The sequence below is a fragment of the Pantoea sp. JZ2 genome (assembly GCF_035191405.1).
Classification (GTDB): domain Bacteria; phylum Pseudomonadota; class Gammaproteobacteria; order Enterobacterales; family Enterobacteriaceae; genus Pantoea; species Pantoea stewartii.
On sequence record NZ_CP045247.1, the window covers coordinates 3,524,103 to 3,543,416 of the forward strand.

Annotated in this window: 21 protein-coding genes; all 21 read right to left on the reverse strand. The window is 53.7% G+C overall.

All coding sequences use genetic code 11. From position 1 onward, the window contains the following. Positions 1-87 precede the first annotated feature (87 nt). Entirely contained in the window at positions 88-1,392 is a 1,305-nt protein-coding gene (locus GC087_RS16985; protein WP_324028776.1) for a tail fiber domain-containing protein, read from the reverse strand. Between the two features lie 63 nt (positions 1,393-1,455). Then, positions 1,456-1,680, reverse strand: coding sequence for a phage exclusion lipoprotein Cor (gene cor / locus GC087_RS16990; RefSeq protein ID WP_324028777.1), 225 nt, complete (start codon positions 1,678-1,680; stop codon positions 1,456-1,458). 87 nt (positions 1,681-1,767) lie between these two features. Beyond that, on the reverse strand, positions 1,768-2,439 hold the full coding sequence (locus GC087_RS16995) for a hypothetical protein (RefSeq protein ID WP_324028778.1): 672 nt from the start codon (positions 2,437-2,439) through the stop codon (positions 1,768-1,770). A 3-nt stretch (positions 2,440-2,442) separates the two neighbouring features. Beyond that, positions 2,443-2,754 carry a hypothetical protein gene (locus GC087_RS17000; protein ID WP_324028780.1) on the reverse strand — a complete coding sequence of 104 codons (312 nt, stop codon included), beginning with the start codon at positions 2,752-2,754 and terminating at the stop codon, positions 2,443-2,445. Beyond that, positions 2,754-5,996: a TipJ family phage tail tip protein gene (locus tag GC087_RS17005; RefSeq protein ID WP_324028781.1), complete on the reverse strand. Its 3,243-nt coding sequence runs from the start codon at positions 5,994-5,996 to the stop codon at positions 2,754-2,756. Before GC087_RS17005 ends, GC087_RS17000 begins: the two co-directional genes overlap by 1 nt. 51 nt (positions 5,997-6,047) lie before the next feature. Further along, positions 6,048-6,671 (reverse strand): tail assembly protein, encoded by a 624-nt coding sequence (locus GC087_RS17010; protein ID WP_324028783.1) that lies wholly within the window; start codon positions 6,669-6,671, stop codon positions 6,048-6,050. Continuing rightward, complete coding sequence (locus GC087_RS17015) at positions 6,664-7,383, reverse strand: C40 family peptidase (RefSeq protein WP_324028785.1); 720 nt, start codon at positions 7,381-7,383, stop codon at positions 6,664-6,666. Before GC087_RS17015 ends, GC087_RS17010 begins: the two co-directional genes overlap by 8 nt. Positions 7,384-7,385: 2 nt before the next feature. Then, on the reverse strand, positions 7,386-8,123 hold the full coding sequence (locus tag GC087_RS17020) for a phage minor tail protein L (protein WP_324028786.1): 738 nt from the start codon (positions 8,121-8,123) through the stop codon (positions 7,386-7,388). A 51-nt stretch (positions 8,124-8,174) separates the two neighbouring features. Continuing rightward, positions 8,175-8,516 carry a phage tail protein gene (locus tag GC087_RS17025; RefSeq protein WP_324028788.1) on the reverse strand — a complete coding sequence of 114 codons (342 nt, stop codon included), beginning with the start codon at positions 8,514-8,516 and terminating at the stop codon, positions 8,175-8,177. Positions 8,517-8,525: 9 nt separating this feature from the next. Next, positions 8,526-11,870, reverse strand: coding sequence for a phage tail tape measure protein (locus tag GC087_RS17030; protein ID WP_324028791.1), 3,345 nt, complete (start codon positions 11,868-11,870; stop codon positions 8,526-8,528). Positions 11,871-11,890: 20 nt separating this feature from the next. Beyond that, the gene (locus GC087_RS17035; RefSeq protein ID WP_164482262.1) at positions 11,891-12,163 is read right to left on the reverse strand and encodes a phage tail assembly protein T; all 273 of its coding nucleotides are present in this window, start codon (positions 12,161-12,163) and stop codon (positions 11,891-11,893) included. A 23-nt stretch (positions 12,164-12,186) separates the two neighbouring features. Further along, complete coding sequence (locus GC087_RS17040) at positions 12,187-12,597, reverse strand: phage tail assembly chaperone (RefSeq protein WP_064352391.1); 411 nt, start codon at positions 12,595-12,597, stop codon at positions 12,187-12,189. A 70-nt stretch (positions 12,598-12,667) separates the two neighbouring features. Then, entirely contained in the window at positions 12,668-13,123 is a 456-nt protein-coding gene (locus tag GC087_RS17045) for a phage tail tube protein (protein WP_324028793.1), read from the reverse strand. 55 nt (positions 13,124-13,178) lie between these two features. Continuing rightward, positions 13,179-13,526: a tail completion protein gp17 gene (gp17, locus tag GC087_RS17050; RefSeq protein ID WP_324028795.1), complete on the reverse strand. Its 348-nt coding sequence runs from the start codon at positions 13,524-13,526 to the stop codon at positions 13,179-13,181. After that, positions 13,523-13,969: an HK97-gp10 family putative phage morphogenesis protein gene (locus GC087_RS17055; protein WP_324028797.1), complete on the reverse strand. Its 447-nt coding sequence runs from the start codon at positions 13,967-13,969 to the stop codon at positions 13,523-13,525. Before GC087_RS17055 ends, gp17 begins: the two co-directional genes overlap by 4 nt. Then, positions 13,966-14,307 (reverse strand): phage head closure protein, encoded by a 342-nt coding sequence (locus tag GC087_RS17060; protein ID WP_324028798.1) that lies wholly within the window; start codon positions 14,305-14,307, stop codon positions 13,966-13,968. The genes GC087_RS17055 and GC087_RS17060 overlap by 4 nt, the downstream gene beginning before the upstream one ends. Continuing rightward, complete coding sequence (locus GC087_RS17065) at positions 14,307-14,639, reverse strand: head-tail connector protein (RefSeq protein ID WP_082999231.1); 333 nt, start codon at positions 14,637-14,639, stop codon at positions 14,307-14,309. Before GC087_RS17065 ends, GC087_RS17060 begins: the two co-directional genes overlap by 1 nt. Positions 14,640-14,672: 33 nt before the next feature. Beyond that, positions 14,673-15,830: a phage major capsid protein gene (locus tag GC087_RS17070; RefSeq protein ID WP_324028800.1), complete on the reverse strand. Its 1,158-nt coding sequence runs from the start codon at positions 15,828-15,830 to the stop codon at positions 14,673-14,675. 1 nt (position 15,831) lies between these two features. After that, on the reverse strand, positions 15,832-16,509 hold the full coding sequence (locus GC087_RS17075; RefSeq protein ID WP_324028802.1) for an HK97 family phage prohead protease: 678 nt from the start codon (positions 16,507-16,509) through the stop codon (positions 15,832-15,834). Between the two features lie 17 nt (positions 16,510-16,526). Further along, on the reverse strand, positions 16,527-17,798 hold the full coding sequence (locus GC087_RS17080) for a phage portal protein (protein WP_324028804.1): 1,272 nt from the start codon (positions 17,796-17,798) through the stop codon (positions 16,527-16,529). Next, positions 17,798-19,312: a terminase large subunit gene (locus GC087_RS17085; RefSeq protein ID WP_324028806.1), complete on the reverse strand. Its 1,515-nt coding sequence runs from the start codon at positions 19,310-19,312 to the stop codon at positions 17,798-17,800. The genes GC087_RS17080 and GC087_RS17085 overlap by 1 nt, the downstream gene beginning before the upstream one ends. Positions 19,313-19,314 lie beyond the last annotated feature (2 nt).

The following is a 19,314-nucleotide window of genomic DNA, read 5'->3' on the forward strand; positions in this document are numbered from 1 at the left end:
AAGGATGAATGACTAAGCTTTAATCACCCACCCCGTAGACCTGCTGAGACAGGAGCGTCTGAGCCATTGCCCGGTCGCCGGGCTTTTTTACGATCCTGTCTCTTCGTTGTTGACCGGTTCTTCATTGGTAGGGACATCAAATACAGGTGGCTTCTCTTTACGGGGAGACTCCTGTTCAATACTGATATTTTTGATTTCCTCAGCTCTTTTGCGGATAACTTCCAGCGTTTTCAGTGCTTCTTCGGGTGATTCTGCAAGCTGGTAAAGAATTTCAAAAATAGTCTTGATGGCTTCAGTGTGATACGCCGCCGCCGCGCCCGCCGTGTTCAGATATTTGAAGTCTGGAATGACAGTCCCGTCCATAAACTTCCTGTCACCATTAGTCGTTACGGCTTCTGCACAGCACTTCTCCACATCCTGAGCAATCAGACCTACCTCAGACAGACCATCTTTTTTATCGTATGTCGCTCCCCTCCAGGACAGAACAGCAGACAAGGGGTCGCTGACAGTCTTAATTTTCGTCTTGTGACGTTCATCCGATCCGTTAACCCATGAGCCAGGAGCAGAAGCATTGCCTGAGCGCTGAAACTCAAATGAGCCCACGGCGGACATCGCTATAAAATACGACTGAATGGTTGTGTCGCCTGCTCGACGGATGCCGGTCTGCACAAGTTCGTTATACCAGCGGTAAACTGTCCAGCCTACGGGATTGCCGGTATTACCACCTGATGAAGTATTATTTAGCTCAACACGGTTGTTTTCACCTGCTGCAACAGCAAGCCCCGCCGCCTGACCCGCAGTTAAAGAACTGTTAATCGTCACCGCGCTGGAAATGGTCCCACCCGACTTACCATTGACAGTATTAAGCCTGGAGTCATTACCCTGAGCGGCAGTGCTAGCTTCACTTCCGTATCGTGCAAGGTTATTCCATGCCGTCCCTTTATCTGCCAGGTCGTTCAGGTTCTGGTTTTTATCCATCTTGTTTTTGTACTGGTTCGCCATGTATCCCCATGAAGGGCCGGTGAACGTGGTCCTGTCCGGGCGGACTACATCTACTGACTGAGCATCACTGTAAATCTTCTGCCAGTTCTGGAAGTCCAGAATGCGGCCACGCGCCACGCTTGCAAAGTCATTGAGGATTTTTTGCGTTATAGCAACCTGCAAAGATGCGGGTACAGCATTCCAGGCTAATCCGCTGGTTGTCGGGCCGTCGAAAGCTACGGCAAGGGTAAGTTGAGTATCCGACGTGATGTTAGCAGCCACCAGCGTATAGGGCGCGCCACCTACCGTGACGTAAACGAAATCGCCCGTCTTCAGCTCTGTAGTAAAGCTGGTACCGCTCCCGTTTACTGTGGTTGAGTTATTGGTTAATGCGATAGTGCCTGCTGCCATGGCGATCTCCGGGCAATAAAAAACCCGGCTCAATGGCCGGGTTATTTGTGATTGGTTTGTTGCTTATTTTTCGCAAGTAGACTGCGTGAAGTTATTTTTTGATACCCACTTCCACCCGAAGGGGTTTCCGGCGTAATACTGTGTCTGGTTAGACTGCTTCCTGACGCCGTATATCTGAACAGTGGTATCCTGACCACCGATTCTCGCTGTTGCGGTGCACTGTACAGGCGGCAAAGTCTGACACCCAGAGATCAAAAATAACGGAAATAAAACAGCAATTGCTTTCATTTTTTCTTCCTTAAAGTGGTTTCCAGTTTTTTTATTTCATCATGTGTATTATTTCAAACCGAATATTCGATCTTAAAGATCTAATTTTTAATACCTTGACATATCGACAGCAAAAATTCTGTTTCGGAAGTTTGAATATGTGACGTTGCCTGTACCACCTCCCGGCAACCCTTTATCTAATACTGAGGCAATCGCTGAATTATTTCCATCATAAAATGACCTGGCATAAAATATTGACTGAAAAGGATAGGGTTGCCCTCCCTGATTGATAACACCATTAATGACGCCTGTCATTACCGGGCTTATGGCCCATCTCCCCGACAGATTGACTGAAATGTTGTAGCCAGCGTTAGAATCCCCTTCCGTTCCGAGGTTCTGAACATTACTGAGCACCTTAGACTGATTATGAATAATGCACCGGCGCGGAGAGGCGTTATCAAAAATAGCTATACCGAACTTAGGCGGATTTTGATACTGATATCCGAATGTGTAAAGCGTAATTACGCATGCAGTGTTATTGCCCCCGTATGTAAGCACCCCGCGATTTTGAGCGTCTCTGGAATAGAACGCATAACCATCACCTCCAGATGCATAGTAGTAAAACAACCTTAAAACATTATCATTCTCATGCACAACCGACGATGCTAACCCACCAGAAGGTACTGAAAAAGTTTGTTTTCCCATCAAGGTTAATGGCATGGTCCCTTTTATGTAAAAGGGATTACCTGAATTATCAGAAAGAGCAACCCCAAAATCCATATTCTATTTCCTGACGAAAAAAAGAAATGTTCCTGCATAGGCCTGAAGCGTTCCTGTTGAGTAATCAGAATCGCCTGCGGCACTGATGCTGAAATTATTACCTGAGATACTTACCCTTCGCCTTGCTGAAGGTGATGCCCCCATATTGGCCTGAAAGGTATAGTCAAGGCGATAACCAGCCGGAACCTGAAAGGAAAATGATCCGTTCTGCTGACCATTTGCCACTTCGAGGGTTCCGGCAACCAGAATTCTTACTATCCCGGTATTGGTATCTCGCTTCTGAGCATCCCAGGTACCAAACCCCCAGTTAGCCATCAGAACTCTCCAGTTAAACGGCCCACCTGAACCAGCGAACCATCGGCAGACAATACTGATATTCCGGTGTTGGTCTGTTTATACTTTCCTTCACCAGATACAGAGCCGTAGTTTTCAATAACGCCGGTTTTAAAGTTAATGCTCAGACCCACCTGATTCTGCACGTAATTATCAGACTGGAGCACATCAGTGATATTCCCCCTGCCAATCCATGCCTGACCAATAAAAGCCTGGCTGATTAAAACCTGCCCGTCTTTTATAACGAAAGGTGAATACACGTTATTTCCGCTGCCATTGATAACGACGAACTGGTTAGCATTGACTGCAAAGCGCGTGTTGACCTGAGAGCCGTTGATAGTCACGGCGACGGACATACCCGCATCGTAGTTCACCCCACCGTAGCTGATACCGGCTTTCAGTGTGTAAATGGCCGAACCGCCGTTAGCATCAGCATAAGCGGTCATTTTCTGCTGAATTGCGGCGGAGTTATCCGCAATAGCCTGATTGGTTGCTTTGAATCCGGCTGTAACGGCTGTGTTCAGCTCAGCAACTGAACTCTGGGCGTCTGCTGCAACCTTTCTGGCCTCAATGATTCCGGCACGGTTCTCTCCAAAGTTGGCCCACTGCTGCTGCACATCGTCATAATTGGCGAGAATGCTTTCGGCCAGTGCACCCGGGTCAGTAATCAGCGGCGTAAGAAGCGCCTTGCCGTCTTCAGACTGAAGGTATTCTTCAACCACGCTGCCTATCAGATCATCGGCATTGACGTTGGACATACCCGCTTTAAAGTCTGTCCAGTCACCGGTATTACCGATTTTGTCCACCAGCCGCGCGCGGTACCAGCGACGAACGCCAGCGGGCATCGGGCCATGCTGATAGCTCACCCCCGGATAGGGTACGTAAGCCAGGAACTGCGGATTCTGACCGTCTGCGGTTGTAGCCACCTGAATCTCGGTGTACGCCGTATCACCAGAGCCATCAGGGAAACCCCATGTGACATCGATAGCCCACACCACATTGTCCGTGGCCATCAGGTTAACAGGCGTTCCGGGTTTGCCCGCCTTGCCTGTTATTGTCGTGCTGTCGGAAAATCCCCAGGGTGAAGAGACTTCAGCGGCATTCACCGCCCTGACACGCACGTCGTAAACACCACTGTAAACGCCCCGGATACTGAAGCTCTGTGCACTGGTCTGGCTGACGTTAACCCAGTCGCCCTTGTCCTTGCGCCACTGAGCCACGTAGCTGATTGCACCTTCAACACTGTCCCATGTGGCCTGCATCGAAGCAACAGACAGCCCCTGCTCAACATAGCTGACCTCTGCCAGTTTGATACTGGACGGGGCCTTGAGAACATTTATGGGAGTAACGGTGATCGGCGCAGGCTCAATGCGCACACCATCATCAATGTAGCGATACTTGTTCGGGTCATGCTGGACGCCCGCGACAGTAAAGGTGCCATCGTCATTGCCGGAGATTGAAGTGACGCGAAAATACTGGATAGCCAGATTGTCACTGTCTATCGCCCAGACTGCACCGGCAACAGGCTGCGTTCTGAATGCGGTAGCAACCGTTACTGTTTTTTTATCGTCACTGACGGCGGATATGGTGCGTGTCTGTGCCGTTCCGTCTGGCAGATTCACCACAAGTCTGTCGCCCGCGGCGTAATCAATGGCGCGGTCCAGTCCGAAGTTGCGCCCGTTAACCGAACTCAGCCGACCGCCGTTTTGTCTGCCACTTCGGAACGGATCAGCAACGCCGATGATTTCAGCCGGAACCGGAATATAACCGTCAAGGCCTACACCAAATGATACAGTGCCGTCTTTGGCATTCGACAGAATAGCCCAGCGGCCACGGCGGTGCGCCTCACTCTGTGACGTACAGCCAATCGCCGTCAGGCTCATCTCACGCACATCATAGCGTTGCACCAGCTCTGAATCGTACACACCCTCAACCGTATCGGAATAATGGTTTACCGGGTCTGACCAGCTCACCTGACAGGATGAATAGCGGTTTTTGTAACTGCCCCCGGCGTAGCTGAACATGCCGTCGATGACGTTTGCAGCGTGATAAACAAAGTCCACATCAACATTGCCGCCGGAGTCCACCTGCGGCACGTCTGCGTTGATGAATATCTGGTTGTTGCCCCAGAAAGTGATACCACGGAAAATTGCGGCAATGTCCTTCAGAACGGTGTAGGCGTCCTGCTGGCTCTGGATGAATACGTTGCAGGTAAAGCGCGGCTCAGTGCCGCCCGCGCCATTTGAAACCGGCTCATCGCAGTACTGCGCGATGCTGTAAAGCTCCCATTTATCAATCATGGACGCATCAACGCGGTTTCCCATCCCGTAAATCTTATCCAGCACCAGGTCGTAAAAAATCCACGCAGGGTTGTTGGTATAGGCGTATTTGAAATCACCGGACCAGCTACCACTGTAAGTGCGGCTTACCGGGTCATACGTGGTCGGCACGCGCACCAGCTTGCCTTTAGGTTTACAGGTGATTTTCGGAGCCTGACCGTTGAACTGCTGCGCGTTGACTTCAATGTAAAGCAATGCGGTATTGGGATAGCGTAGTTTGCTGTCGATGACCTCAGCGAACGAAAAAACTTTAAAGGCGTTAATGAGCTTTGAGGAATTCGAATCTGCGGTGATCCGGCGCACGCGCACTGACCAGCCGCTTGTTGCACGCGGAAGTGTGATGCGGTGATCGCGCTGGTATTCGGACGTGGTTTTGCCGCTGAAACGACCGTCCACAACCTGCACCCATGAACCACCATCGGTTGACAGGTCGATAGCATACTGCGTCTCGGTGCCGACCATATCGCCGTTGTCTTTATACTGATACTGAACGGGCAGGCTGAGTTTGATGCGCACGGCATCCAGCGACAGGTTAGTATACTGGCGTGTCCAGGGTACAGACTGCGTGACGGTCACACCAACGGACAGCTCATTATCCACTTCAGGCATGCCCGGAATATAGGTCTGGTCCTGCGTGCCCTTCCTCCAGTCCCACACCACGCCAGTGAAATTATAGGTGCCGTCATCATTGGCAAGCTGCGTGTCGTTCAGGTAAATATGCTGCGCCGTTAAGTCTCCCTGAATTTCGCCTTCAGAGATTGCAACCAGCAGTTTTAATTTGGCGACGGAAAGCAGGTCGTCTGGCTGCTCAACGGGCGTATGCGCCTCACCGCCGCCGCCGCCCTTGTTACCCTGGTAAATGATTTCGCCGTCAAGAAGCCGCATATTTCACCCATAAAAAAAGCCACCCGTAGGTGGCCTGTCTGATTCTGAATTTTATTGCTGGTCGCTGGTAAAACTGCCCGCGCTGATGATCGCACCGCCAATTTCCCGCTGGCCGTAAAGCACCGGCACCGGATATCCCATTGCAACGGTATTGACCGGCGCACCGAAGGCATAGTTGGGTTTGTTATCCGTGCTTGATGAAGCCCCAACGTTAAATTTAGGCTGTGGGGTCAGCATCTGAACCACACCACCCAGCAACATACTGATACCCAGGCTGGTCAGTGCTGATGTCGCTAACCCTGCTGCCGTCGCGGTGCCAAGGGCTGCGCCGTATGCAGCCAGAGACGCACCCGCTGTAAAAAATGCGGCCACAATAGCAACAGCACCAATAATAATTTGCAGCGTGCCGCCGCGCTTGGAACCTTCAGTAACCGGTTCCATTTCAAACTCAGCAGACGCTGAGCACATATCAAACTCCTGTAGCGAGATATTGTCTCTGCCACTGAAGAACGCGAAACGTATACCGTTAAGATGCGCGTTAGATACGTACTTTTTGAAGCCAGGCACCTGTGAACACATAGCGCGGATAAGCTCGCGCAGGTCTGCAACGTGAAACCTGTGAACCTTTCCAAACTTTTTTGCCATGATCCCTTTTAAACGCATCATTTTAAGCATCAGCCAGCTCCTTTCGGCGCACGACACGCACGGTACGGTTACGCCAGTAATCCCCATAGGGAACGCGCGTGGATAAATTGCCCGAGTTATGATGAAGAATGAGGTTGTTACCCAGATAAATTGCTGCATGGTTGGTGACAGGCGACTGAATGCGCATCATGATCATGTCGCCTTCGCGCACGTCCTGAAGTGACACTTCGGTAAAGCCCTCAGCCTGCCAGTTATCGTCATAACGGTTTTCTTTGCCATCTACCCACCATTCATAATCCACCGACCAGTTATTCAGCGTGATGCCGTGTTCCTGACGGTAGTAATCCATGATGAGCGTCCAGCAGTCAGCAAACCCCAGCACCCACTGACGCCCGACCAGCTCACGTTCACCCCGCGGGCTGATGGTGCAGAAATCGCCGTCCGGCCAGGACATGATCCCCCACTCCACGCCGGAATAATCACACTGCACCCGGTCACGCTCAGACGGGATAAGCTGAGGCACATCAGGGTGAGAGTGAATAACCATCAGAACTGAGCCCTGCTGCTCAGCCTGGCGTTTTTCCTCTGGCGAAATTGCAAAATGCTCGGTCGGATTCTCTGAAATGTTTTTACAGGGAATATATATCTGCGCCCTGCCTGACTGAACCACCAGCCCGCAGGCTTCTTTTGGGTATTCTGCGGCTACGTGTTCGCGTATTGCCGTCATCAGCTTTTCGCGCATCGCTATTTCCCCTGAAGGTTGGCAGCGGGGAAGCCCCCGAATGGCAGCGGCTCGCTGTCACCAAACCGCGCCTTACAGTCAGCCAGGCGACCACCGCACACATCCTTTGACGGGTCAGAAGTCGCTGAACCGTCTTTAGCAAAATAACGGGAACCGGCATAATCGCAGCCGGTTCCGGTCCGGTACCAGCCTCGCATACACCAGGTACAGACGGGCGTAATCTGACGGGAAGGAAGTTGCAGGCTCTGAATATCAAAGGGAGAGCACAGCTCAAAATCGACCTGATTACGGTTTTCGGCGGTCTTGGCATTGACGTAGAAAACCTGAAGCCGCTCTTCCTGTGGGTTAGCGTTAGGGTTACCCGCCGTCCAGTTGGCCGCATCCAGATACTTCACCATCGTGGTGTGTATTTTGACTTTGGCCTTAACCATGTCATCGAACTGAAGGCAAAGCGCGGTGACGTAGTTACCCACGTTTCCAACCGAAAGTTTTGGGGTTGGCTGCGTCCCTGAACTGGTCATTTCAACCCCGCTCAGCTCATAGGGGTGCGGATCGTACTCTTTTCCCTGCCAGATGATGGAGGGCAGGTTTTCAGCCGCAAAGGATTTCCACCCTTCTGATGCAATGTTGTAGGCGTGAAAGCGAAGAACGGTATCAAGCCCAAAACTGGTGCCGTCAATTTCAATCAACTGCACCAGACTGCCAGGCTCAAGGGTCTGTACATCCTGATTAAAACTCATTTTTCACCCATAAAAAAAGGACGCCGTAGCGTCCTGTTGATGCGTGACATGTCACGGCGCGAAAGACTGCTCAAACGTGAAGGCGATCTCCGCAAAGCTGCCGTTAACAAATTTCGGATTGATGGAGTCAGCCTTAACGCGGTACAGCTTTCGCTCTCCCCAGGGGTTAGTCCACCAGAATGACGCTGTAACGTGGCTGCGGAGAAAAGCCCGGACTTCTGCCATTACTGTTTTGTTACCGTTACACGTCAGCGACCATGACTCTGACTGATCGTTAATACCCCGGCCTGCCACCTGTTTGTAGCCGTCTCCGAACTGTGCCTGTATGACTGAGACAGCGACCTGCTCACTGGCTTCTACCCGAGCACACCAGGTAAATGTATCTGTAGCCATAAATTCCCCTTAAGCGGGCCTGTAGAGCAGGCCACCCGGTGATATTTCTTTTTTAATCCGTTCAGTCAGCGTGGTTTCAACGATGCCTTTAAGCTGTTTCGCCGCACTCAGGGTACCGCTGGATAATGCATCACCCGAAGCCTCGCCCTGGACGACACTCACCGATGCATTCACAACAATACCGCCGCCATTACCGCCAGCGCGATCAACGCCTGATGAGAATGCAGGTGTGCCATTACCCACCACGCCGCCATCGGCGTAGCCTTTCATCATGGAGTAAAGGTTGGAAACGCCAATGCGTTCAGTGGCTTCTTTGGTAAATACGAACTCGCCTTTATGCACCACGCCAGCAGGCTCATGTTTTCCACCCCATCCGGTAAAGCCGCCACCGTCATAGCCGGTATAACTGGTTGCAAGCCCCATGGCCCCGGTAGATGCTGCCCCTGCTGAGCCAGTCGCCACGCCGCCGAAGCTTCCCGCTACCGAGCCAAGAATACTGCCCAGCGACGAACCGCTGCTGCCGACTGCATTGACAACCGCAATCTGAAGCGCGACCTTCGATATCATCTGAAGCACAGACAGGCCCCACGACTTCCAGTCGGCTTTACTGCCAACCAGCATGGAAGACATGTTATCAAGCGCACTGCTCATGGTACTGGTGATGCCCTGAGAAACCGTGCCGGACACATTACTGACGCTCTCAAGCCAGTTTTCGTAACCTTTACTGATACCTGAGCGCCAGTCTGCATCAGATGCCGCGATGGCTTTATATTTGGCGTCCAGCTCATCCAGTGCGGCTTTCTGAGCGGCAACCGCCTGTGTCCCTTTGTCGGTTTTGTCGAATACCCGGTTAATCTGCTGGGTTTCATCAAAACGGGAACGCTGCCTGTCGCTCAGCCCACGGGTTTCAGTCGTGAGCGTCGCTTCATCGCGAAGCTTTCTGGCGGCCTGCGTTAAATCCTTTAACGCTTCAGCCTGTTCTTTTTGCTTTTTAACGTTTGCATCGGCCTTCTGCGTCCAGCGCTCAAGCTCTGTCGCATTGTTACGGATGCTTTTGCGCTGATCTTCTGTCCATTTGGTACCTGCCTGATGAGAAGCAGCATAAAGCTCTGAGGCTTTTTCCCCCTGTGTTGCCCTGACCTTCTGCACCTCAATGGCTACGCTCAGATCGGCAATTTTACGGCTGTACTGTTCTGCGGTTGTGGCCGCTTCACGCTCTGCCTTGTTTTTTGCGTTGGTCGCGGAAGTGTCAGCTTTTTTGGCTGCTGATACTTTCTGCGTATTGTTGTATTCATCCTCCAGCGCCTTGACGTACTGCATGGAGTACTTGGCATTTTCAACGCCAGTCCGGCCCATTTTTTCCAGGTCAAACTGAGCCTGTTTCCTGACTTTCGCAAGCCCGATTAATCCGGCCAGCTCAGCGGCCTGTTGCTTCTGCTGAAGTGTCTGCTGATCCGGCGCACTGACTGCCGCCTGCGGAACCGCCATTGGTGACCTGACCAGGCCGTTACGTGAAGCCAGAAGCTGGTTACCCAGCGAAAGCAGACGGTTAAACTCGGTGTTTTCGCCGTTCATGCTCACCAGCGACTGGTAAGCGGCGTTCTGACGCCATGCCTGTTCACGGATGAGATCATTGCGTCGGCGCTCAATCGCCTCCAGTGCCTGCTGAATGTCTGCAGAGCGGCCGCGAAGCTGATACAGCCGTTCCTCTTCAACCCTGAGATTGCCCGTGAGGATCGCCATTGCACGGGTGATATTGGCCTCATTTTCGCTGCTGAGTCCGGTGCTGCCCCGTGCGCTGCTGAGGTCTGCCATCTGCTGCTTAACTTCGGCAACCTTGGCCTTCTGCTCATCAATCAGTCGGTTCTGCTCGTTCAGCGCTTCAATGGTTTTGCCACGATTTTCATCAACCTGTGGCAGCGCCAGCGACTGTGCCTTTTTCCTTACCTCATCAATCGTGCTGCCGTATTCCTGCGCTGACTTTCTGGCCTGCTCCTGATTCTGATACATCGTATACCAGGCACCGGCACCGAGCAGCACCAGCCCCGGAATGCCGCCAACCAGAGAGAGCAGACCTGCACCCGCCGTTTTCATCAGGCCCACTGCCGATGTGGCGGTGTTAAGCGATTCCTGTGACGTGGTGACGGCGCGGTTTGAAAGGACCAGATTCGCGTTGGCCGCTATCATGGCACTGCGCTTTTGCGTCAGGTTCTGCGTCGCCAGTGCGGAGGCGTTGGTGTTTTTGGCTACATTCGCTTCAGCCAGGGCAAGGTTGTAATCAGAGCGTGCGGCTTCGGCGTTCGCCAGCGCTTTACGCTGAGCCTGGACGGCGGCAACCGCCTGTGCATCGGCAAGCGCTATCTGGTTTCTGCGGTTTTCGAGCAGCGCTGCGGTAGCACTGGCAACACCGGACGTCACGCCGCCAAAATAGCGGGCGACGCCCACGGCCACCAGCACGCCTGCGGCGGTTGCCACGTTATTGATGTTACCCGCAAGACCGTCCAGAGTATGCGCCAGCGCGGCTGATGCGCCGGTTGTCTCGTTGGTGCCGCCCACCCACGCCATAAAGGCGTTTTCCACCTTCTGAGCGGAGCCGCTGACGGACGCAGGCAGGGTATCAAACTCTTTGCGCAACAGTTCGACGTTGGTCAGGATCGGAATAAGCTTGTCGGTCGTCAACTGGCCGTTATTCGCCATGTTGCGCAGACCGCCAATCGTGGTGTTCAGCCCGGTAGCCAGCAGCTTTGCCAGCCTGCCGCCGTTTTCCATGATGGCGTTAAACTCTTCGCCGCGCAGGACGCCGGAACCCAGCGCCTGACTGAGTTGGGTAATAACGGAACTGGCTTCCTCCGTACTGGCACCGGAAAGCTTAAGCGAGGTGGCTACGGTTTCGGTGACTTTCGCCACGTCCTGTGATGCATAGCCCGCATCACGCAGTGATGACGCGATACGGCTGTAAAGGTTGGCGTTGGCCTCAAAAGACGTGCCGGTGCGCTGACTGACGTCCATCAGCGTTTTCTGTGCGCTGGTAAAATCCTCTGTAGAGGTAGAGGCCAGCTTAAGGCGACCGCTGAGCTGATTCCAGGTATCGGCGTAATGGATAAGCTGGCCGGTTGCAAACGCACCCGCAAACGCCCCCGCCATGCCGGTTGCCGTGGCCCGCACTGAAGCAAGCTGTGAATTGAGTTCTGTCAGCGCCCGCTGTGATTCACGCGAGGCCGCCGCTGCCCTGCGCCCGCCCTGCTCCATCGTCTTGTAATAATCGGCACCCATACGTGAAGCGCGCGAAATCTCAGACTGAAACGAGGATGAGTTTGCGGAAATTTTGATAATGAGTTCGCGGAGCGTAGCCATTTTTTACCCTTTATGTCCGGTTACGCGCTGAGTTCGCCGAGAAAGTTTTCCAGCCCGTCAGATTCTTCCTGCTGCTGTTCGCTTTGGCCCCACCTGAGCAGAAGATCGTCAATACTGAACTTACCGCCCTGAGCGTTGAGCGTGGCAGCGGCAACCTGTGCCGCCTGAATATCGCCGCGCCTGTCACCAATCGGGCTGATGCGGTCAAACTCGATCCACATTCTGAGTTCTGAAGCCGTCAGTGAAGTCTTGAGTTCGTGCAGCGTGCGCCCCAGACGGAGCGCAAGCGTCATCAGGAAGAACATGCCGGGCGATTTTACTTTGCCTCTGCGTCTGCCTGTGACGTGCTGAGCTGAAGAGCCTGCTTCAGAAGGCGGGCATGAACGGGCCCGTAGATGCCCTGAACCTGCTCACGGTCTTCAGGCAGGAATACCGGCATCATGTCTTCATCCAGAACCACGTCAATAAACAGCATCACATCGGCTTTAATGTTGCGGTGCGCGATCTGCGCCGGAGTCAGCACGTCTTCTTCCTCGCCTTCTTTAAGCGCAGGGCGAATGACGGATTCCCACTCAAGCCACGCCTGTGACGAGGGTTCGCGGATATTTACGCGCACGCCCTGCCATTCTGGCACGGTGACGCAGGCAGTACGGAAACCGGACGATGGAGCAAGCGCCAGAGCGCGAAGTGAAGCCGGTGATGCTTTGTTCTGTGCTGTTTTGGACATTTCATAATTCCTGCTGGCGTCAATGCCATATATAAAAGAGGAAAAGCGCCCGCAGGCGCATCAGTTGAAATTAAGAACCGGGCTGACTGGCCTTGATCGGAACCGGCTTGCCTTTCACACGCAGGGAATAGGTCGCACTGACCACCGCCGATGTGCCCGCCGTCCAGGAACTCTGACGGACCTCAACCAGTACGTAAAAGCCGTTACCGGACGGGAACAGAATCCGCAGGGCGCGGAGTTCATCGTTTTCATAGGCGGTCTGGAGCGATATCTGCGCCTCTTCATCGCCCACCCAGTTACGGGAAATGGACATTTCAGCCGGTGCAGCCAGGCCGTTAGTCTGCTCCTGCTCGGTCGAGCAGAGCGTGGTCACGTCAATATCTGACTTCTGGCCGCCCGTGTAGGTGATCTCCTTCGTCGCACAGGCGGCTTCAAGCCACTGAACATTGTCAGGATTGGCAACCGTCACCGGGCCAGATGACACGCCAAAGGTCATCCCCTTCGTTTTTTCATACTTACTGGACATGCTTTTCTCCAAAATAAAAAAGCCACCCGAAGGTGGCATGGTGATTTGGTGTGGATCAGTTGATAATGCGCACGTCTAGCATGGCGCGGTAAAGTGCCGTGTCCGGCTCGAAGCCGTTAGTGTCGCTCATGTCGCTGTAACCGAGCGGCTCAAGCGCACTGCGGACCTCTTCACGAATCAGCCTGGCCTCATCGATACTGCTGGCGTAAACATCCACCTGAAGCGAAGCGGTTTTCTCTGCCGGACCACACAGTACATCCGCTGAGACTTCAGTGATGATGGAAAACACCACCCACGGCGCGGTGACTGCCGGTTCGCCCTGCGGATTAAGTGGCACAACGTAGGGATAAACCCTGCCACCTGCTATACCAGTCAGCAGCGGGTAAACGTCTGCCTCTGTCATTTTGCCAGCACCTTATCGATTGACCGGTTCGCCACCTCAAAGGCCGCTTTCGCAGCATCTTCCTGTCGGGCGTCATAGGCAGGGCGCAGAAACGGCACCGGCGGCATCTTTGATGTGCCCAGTTCCAGAAAGCGCCAGTAATAAGCATTATTGCGGTCGCCCGTTTTCATTTTACCGTCACTTTTACCCGTAACCGGGTTGGTGCCACGCACATGCACACCGGAAGCAATGCCGCCATCGCGCTCCCGGAGCGTGGCCACAACGATATTACGGGCCAGCCGACCGGTTTTACGTGGGGCACGCTTTTTGGCTTCGTCACGGACCACCGTAGCCGCGGCGCGGGTCGCGTCACGAAGTACTTTACGATTTTCGGCTTTGCTGAGAGTATTCAGGTCTTCTGACAGGTCCATAAGGCCGGAAAAGTCCAGTCGCGTTTCGATCATGTCTTCACCCCCTGCTTACAGAGAATTTCCAGCCTCGTCATCCGGTTATCTGCAATGGGTATCCCGATCACGTCAAGGATATACCCACGGTAGGGACCCGTTTCACAGACGAGACGGGTAGCTGCGGTGATGTCGTTACGGTATCGCATCCACACGCGAATGGTGGCCTCTGCTTTTTCTGCACCAGAGGCGACGATTTCACGACCGCTGATGCCTTTAACCTCAGCGGGAACGCCTGTTGCAACGGCGTGCCACTCATCCTTTGGCTGGCCGGACGGGAGTTTGACCTGAACAGCATTTTGCACCGTAACACGGTATCTGAGTCGTCCTGGCTCCATCAGCTACCCCTTTCGTCGGGCGGGTCAATAACGCCGCGAAAGTTTCTAACCTGTAAAAGCAGGTCATTTGCTCGGGCATTGCTGTAGAGCTGAACGTCAGTCTGCGCCCCTCTGTGCTCGAAAGCGTCACAGAAAAAAAGCAGCATCGCGTTCACTACCTGTGAGGGAAGGTCGGAGGCCGTTTTCCAGCGAGGATCGTCACAAAAGCGGATGCAGTAGTCGAGGGAGCCCTGAGCGTAACGGGTTAATACGGCGTCACGGTCATCTGAATCCATCTCGATGTGCTGACGAAGCTCAGTAATCGGTACCACATCAAGAACATTTATTGCCATGGCATCAAGGGCGGGTTTCCCCGCCCCTCCCGGTTATGAGCCAGATTCGAAGGTGCCTTTAATGATGGCGGTCGGGCGATAGTGCGCCAGCGCCAGGCGTTCTTCGCACAGAATGGTCAGCATGTTTTTGACAAAGTTGTCGCGGTCTTCACGGCTGATTTCAATGGTCGCATCCATACGGTCCCAGACCTGAGACGCCAGATCGAAGCCGCCTACCGTGAAGGTACCCTGTGCCTGAGCGCGGGTAGGAACAACCGGAAGACCCCACATGATGTTACTGGTGAAAGCCTGCGGACCGCCGAAAATGTAACGGCCTTCACCGTCTTTCAGCAGCGCGATGTTGTGCCAGTCACGCGGGTTAAGAATGATGCCTGATGCGCTGAACTCTGACTCGGTCACCTGATAGATGGCGTGAGCGATCATGTCAGCACGGGTATCACCACGGGCATTCAGTGTGGTGTCGTAGGCGGTTGCCACGGTGTTGATGCCCGTCAGGTTGTCTTCCTGACCGTCACCGTTCAGCAGTTGCCCCTCTTCCACCAGCGCCAGCCCGTACATCAGACGGTTGTTGACGTAGGACTGAAGCATTGGTGCATCGTCCATGACCTGCCGTGACGCCTGCACCCAGTGGGCGATGGTTTTGACGTTCGCCGTCTGTTTGCTGAAGGTGATGTCGGATTCAGGCTTCATTGCCTTCTCTTTCACCGATGCAGCAGAGTTGGTGAACTTCTCTTCGCGCACGTATTCCAGAGAATTGCTGGAAATGCGACCCTGCGCCAGCAGGTCACGGATTACCAGACGGCGCAGGCCCGGCGTCACGATGCCCGGCACCTGCATTGGCTGGATCAGGCTGCCGGCTGATGCGGAATCGCTGCCCAGCGACTTGTTGAAGGTCTGCGCCTGAAACTCACCTTTGCTGCCGTTCCAGGACTTCTTCAGCTCTTCAGCAGCCCGTTCAGAGAATGATTTCTCCTGAGACGGGTTCTGTGCGCCGGTTGCCAGCTTCTGTTCCAGATCAAACAGGCGGGCACCGGATTTACTCAGTTCTTCCTGAACCTTGCCCAGGTCATCCTGAAGCTTCTTTGACACTTTACCGGTGCTTTCAATTTCGGACTTCTGCGCCTCGAAAAGCTGGGTCATTTTAGACTGTGACTCTTCGATGGCCTTCTGAATCTGTACGAGTTCGGACATGTTATTTACCTAAATTAGAGGGAAAAGATTTGATGCTCTCTAACAGAGCGTTAATTTGCGCTTCGTTTTCGCCGCTCCCGGACTCGCTCCGAACTGCTGACTTAAACCGGGCGATTAACCCGACTGCCTGTGACTTACTGAGTCCGACTGAATCCCTCAGCCAGTTCTCAACGTCACGGATGGTTTCGATCCCGACCACGCTCTTCATGGCAGAGACGCCCGCAAGCTCGTTGGCCGGAAAGGTGCAGACGCTGATTTCTCGTAGCGCCGCAATGTTTTTGAAGATTCGCCCGCTGGTACCCAGCGAGTAATCATCTTTATTGACGGAAAAGCCAACCGACATTCCATCAACGGTGCCGTGCTGCATCGCCGCCTTGAGGTCTGTCGCGCCACTGTGTCCTGGCGTCAACTGGCCGCGCACGTAAAGCCCTTTATCGTCTTCTGCCAGGCTGTCCCACTTGCCCACCGGCAAATCCCACGTTTTATGATTGAAAAACATGGCAACCTTGCGGCTCTGGTTTGCCAGGGCGTTTTTGAATGCCCCGGGCAGGATAATGTCGCCGTCTGAGTCCGTGTTGTTGAACACGGAGGCGTAGCCTTCAAAAATTCCCTGCTTTCCGTCACCGGAAAACTTGATTTCGGTTTCTTCAAACGCCAGCGTTTTTACGATCTCAGCCATTACGGCCCCCATAAAAATTAAGCCCCGTCAGTGCGGGGCTCTTTGTTGGTACCTAATTCCGTGATTGGCACATACTGTGCCTGTCTCATGGCCACATCGCCGCCAGGTAACGGCGGCATGTTGTCAGTGCGCCGCATTTCGTTGATCGTGCGCAGTCCCGCTTCACCCATGGCCTTCATGAATGCAGCACGGGAAGCCGAATCGCCGCGCAGAAGACCGTCAAGATTGTGCTCAGCGTGATAGCGTCCGACCTGATCGGGCCGGATAAGCCAGCGCTGAATAGCGTTTTCCCAGCGGGAGATATAGGGCTGAAGCGTGTACTGAAGAAATCCCAGATTCTGCTGTTCAATGCCGGTTCCCCAGCTTGTTGACTTCTCAACATCGCCGACAAGGTGCGGCGGCACGCCAAAGAAACGCGCCAGTTCGCTGACCTGAAACTTGCGGGACGCCATCATTTCAGCATCCTGTGGCGTAACTCCTATCGGCGAGTTTTTAAGGTTTGATTCCAGTATCCACAGGCGCTTTTCAACCGGACCACCCGCTATTTCACGGAAATTTCCCTCTAACTGGTCGCGCTGTTCTTTGGTCAACACTCTGTCGGAGTAAAGAATCTGAGGTGATTTTGCACCGTTGGCGAAGAAGTCCCGCTGATTGTCCTCCATAGCCACCGCTACGCCCGCCGATTTACAGGCAAACGCGATGGGTGACAGCCCCACCAGACCATTAAATCCAAACCCTTTGAGGTGTAAAATCTCAGAATGGCTGAAATCTGCGTAGCTTCCGTCCTTCTGATAGCGGTAAACCAGTGATTTCCCGACCATGCGCGGGTCCATGCTGGCAGACTGAAGCGGAAGCAGGCTGACCGGGTCACCTGCACCGTTGCGGTCGATGAGAGCATAAGCGTTGCCATAGAAGCAGAGCTGCATGGTCATAGACTCGCGGAATTCCTGTGCGGTCATGTACTGATTAGGTGCATAACGCAGCAGGCGGGCCAGCGGGTTATCCATGCCGACCTTGCTGCGGTTGTCGTCGCGGTCAGTTTCGAAAACGTCCAGTGGAAGGCACGCGGTCAGCGTAGAAATCAGGCTCACGCAGCGCCAGACCGTGGAAATCTGGAGAATACGCTCGTCGGTCACGGCTGAATTACCGAGGTGACCAGAGGCTGACACGGGACCACCCTGTGAGCCCTGCCCAGGCGTTATAAGCTGGCCGCCTACAAACCACGACTGAAGACGCGCCCAGAGTCCGTTGTTGGTTCTCAGGTCAATAGAATATTTGGGTTCATCCATCACATGCTCAGCGGTCTGTTTAAGAAGTCGTCAAAGTCGCCCTGAGGATCGGCGACCTCACCATTTGCCGCGCCAATGGACATGGTCATTGCGACCATGCCGTCAATGCGGCCTGTTGCTTTGGATTTATCCAGCTTTCTGTTGCCCGCTGCGTCTTTGACGATCACGGCATTAACGGCGCACATCGTCAGCACCGGGTTCATGCCGTGCCTTACCCGCCCGTTAAGCATGAGCGATTCAAGCGTGTCTACTGCTGGCCCCATGTCTTTAAATCCCTGACCAAACTCAATAAGAGGAAGTGTCAGCCCAATGTCGTCGGCTTCTTTCCTGAACTGGTCTATACGCCATCGGTCGAAGGCCATTGAGCTGATATCGAAATCGCTGATGATTTCGGCTATGTCGCTCACCACAAATGAGTAGTCAACAGAAGCACCGGGCGTTGTGCGTAACAGCCCCTGCCTTACCCATACGTCATAAGGGACGCGGTCAGTTTTGGCCCGCTCGGCCAGCGTTTTTTCTGGAGTCCAGAAGAAAGCGAATACATCCCATATACCGTCTTCGGCCTCACCGGCTATCACCAGCGCGGTTAAGTCGTTCCGCGCCGACAGGTCCAGTCCGGCATACCATTTGCGCGGCGTATTTACCGCCTCAGCACCGCACAGCTCCCAGATGCTTCGGGAAATAAACGGCGACACGGTAGACACGCGCTGATTCAGGTTGAGATTACGGAAGGTGTTTTCAAAGCTTGGCATGCGCCCTGCTTTTTCAGCCTGGCGGGCCATGTCTTTCTCTGACCTGAAGGTACCCAGAGCGGGATTAGCAGCCAGCCAGGATTCCCGCCTGCTGATATCCGCCTCTTTCGGTGCCTCGTAAACATGACAGACAATGTGCGGGTCTTTCGATTTGACCGCATCGTCTATCCAGATGCTCAGCAGATCAGCGTCATTTGCCGCCTGCGTGCTGATGACAATAAGCAGTGGGTTTTCATGTGCGCCCTGCGCAGTGGTGATCGCATCAATGAAATCGTCCTGCGACCCGCGCACCTGTCCGGTTTCATCCAGGATTGCGAGTATCGGGGAAAGACCGTGGGTAGTTTTTCCCTCAGCCGACAGGGCTTTATACTCGACGTTGCAGGGAAGCCCGATAAGCTTTTTACCACTGGGGGTAATATGCACAATGTCCTGAAGTTTTGGATTCAGGTTAACCATCTTTACAGCCAGGTTAAAAACGATTGCCGCCTGCTCACGACTGAGTGCGCCACTGACAATTTGTGAGTTCTGTACCGCCTCTGGACCAACCAGGTGCGCCAGAAGAATTCCGGCTATCAATCCTGTCTTCCCATTTTTACGGGCGATGCTGAGGATCGCCATATCGGTACCGACAGGATTATCGTAAATCGCCCGGATGAAATCTTTTTGAAACGGGTCAAGCCGCATTGGCTTACCTATAAGCTTGCCTTCCGGCACGATACAAAAGCGCTCAATGAACGCTATTACACGCTCACCTCGCGTCATAG

What these genes read in the sequence shown, in the direction of transcription:
- GC087_RS16985 (WP_324028776.1), bottom strand. Translation starts at nt 1,392, where the DNA reads ATGGCAGCAGGCACTATCGCATTAACCAATAACTCAACCACAGTAAAC.
- cor (WP_324028777.1), bottom strand. Translation starts at nt 1,680, where the DNA reads ATGAAAGCAATTGCTGTTTTATTTCCGTTATTTTTGATCTCTGGGTGT.
- GC087_RS16995 (WP_324028778.1), bottom strand. Translation starts at nt 2,439, where the DNA reads ATGGATTTTGGGGTTGCTCTTTCTGATAATTCAGGTAATCCCTTTTAC.
- GC087_RS17000 (WP_324028780.1), bottom strand. Translation starts at nt 2,754, where the DNA reads ATGGCTAACTGGGGGTTTGGTACCTGGGATGCTCAGAAGCGAGATACC.
- GC087_RS17005 (WP_324028781.1), bottom strand. Translation starts at nt 5,996, where the DNA reads ATGCGGCTTCTTGACGGCGAAATCATTTACCAGGGTAACAAGGGCGGC.
- GC087_RS17010 (WP_324028783.1), bottom strand. Translation starts at nt 6,671, where the DNA reads ATGCTTAAAATGATGCGTTTAAAAGGGATCATGGCAAAAAAGTTTGGA.
- GC087_RS17015 (WP_324028785.1), bottom strand. Translation starts at nt 7,383, where the DNA reads ATGCGCGAAAAGCTGATGACGGCAATACGCGAACACGTAGCCGCAGAA.
- GC087_RS17020 (WP_324028786.1), bottom strand. Translation starts at nt 8,123, where the DNA reads ATGAGTTTTAATCAGGATGTACAGACCCTTGAGCCTGGCAGTCTGGTG.
- GC087_RS17025 (WP_324028788.1), bottom strand. Translation starts at nt 8,516, where the DNA reads ATGGCTACAGATACATTTACCTGGTGTGCTCGGGTAGAAGCCAGTGAG.
- GC087_RS17030 (WP_324028791.1), bottom strand. Translation starts at nt 11,870, where the DNA reads ATGGCTACGCTCCGCGAACTCATTATCAAAATTTCCGCAAACTCATCC.
- GC087_RS17035 (WP_164482262.1), bottom strand. Translation starts at nt 12,163, where the DNA reads ATGACGCTTGCGCTCCGTCTGGGGCGCACGCTGCACGAACTCAAGACT.
- GC087_RS17040 (WP_064352391.1), bottom strand. Translation starts at nt 12,597, where the DNA reads ATGTCCAAAACAGCACAGAACAAAGCATCACCGGCTTCACTTCGCGCT.
- GC087_RS17045 (WP_324028793.1), bottom strand. Translation starts at nt 13,123, where the DNA reads ATGTCCAGTAAGTATGAAAAAACGAAGGGGATGACCTTTGGCGTGTCA.
- gp17 (WP_324028795.1), bottom strand. Translation starts at nt 13,526, where the DNA reads ATGACAGAGGCAGACGTTTACCCGCTGCTGACTGGTATAGCAGGTGGC.
- GC087_RS17055 (WP_324028797.1), bottom strand. Translation starts at nt 13,969, where the DNA reads ATGATCGAAACGCGACTGGACTTTTCCGGCCTTATGGACCTGTCAGAA.
- GC087_RS17060 (WP_324028798.1), bottom strand. Translation starts at nt 14,307, where the DNA reads ATGGAGCCAGGACGACTCAGATACCGTGTTACGGTGCAAAATGCTGTT.
- GC087_RS17065 (WP_082999231.1), bottom strand. Translation starts at nt 14,639, where the DNA reads ATGGCAATAAATGTTCTTGATGTGGTACCGATTACTGAGCTTCGTCAG.
- GC087_RS17070 (WP_324028800.1), bottom strand. Translation starts at nt 15,830, where the DNA reads ATGTCCGAACTCGTACAGATTCAGAAGGCCATCGAAGAGTCACAGTCT.
- GC087_RS17075 (WP_324028802.1), bottom strand. Translation starts at nt 16,509, where the DNA reads ATGGCTGAGATCGTAAAAACGCTGGCGTTTGAAGAAACCGAAATCAAG.
- GC087_RS17080 (WP_324028804.1), bottom strand. Translation starts at nt 17,798, where the DNA reads ATGGATGAACCCAAATATTCTATTGACCTGAGAACCAACAACGGACTC.
- GC087_RS17085 (WP_324028806.1), bottom strand. Translation starts at nt 19,312, where the DNA reads ATGACGCGAGGTGAGCGTGTAATAGCGTTCATTGAGCGCTTTTGTATC.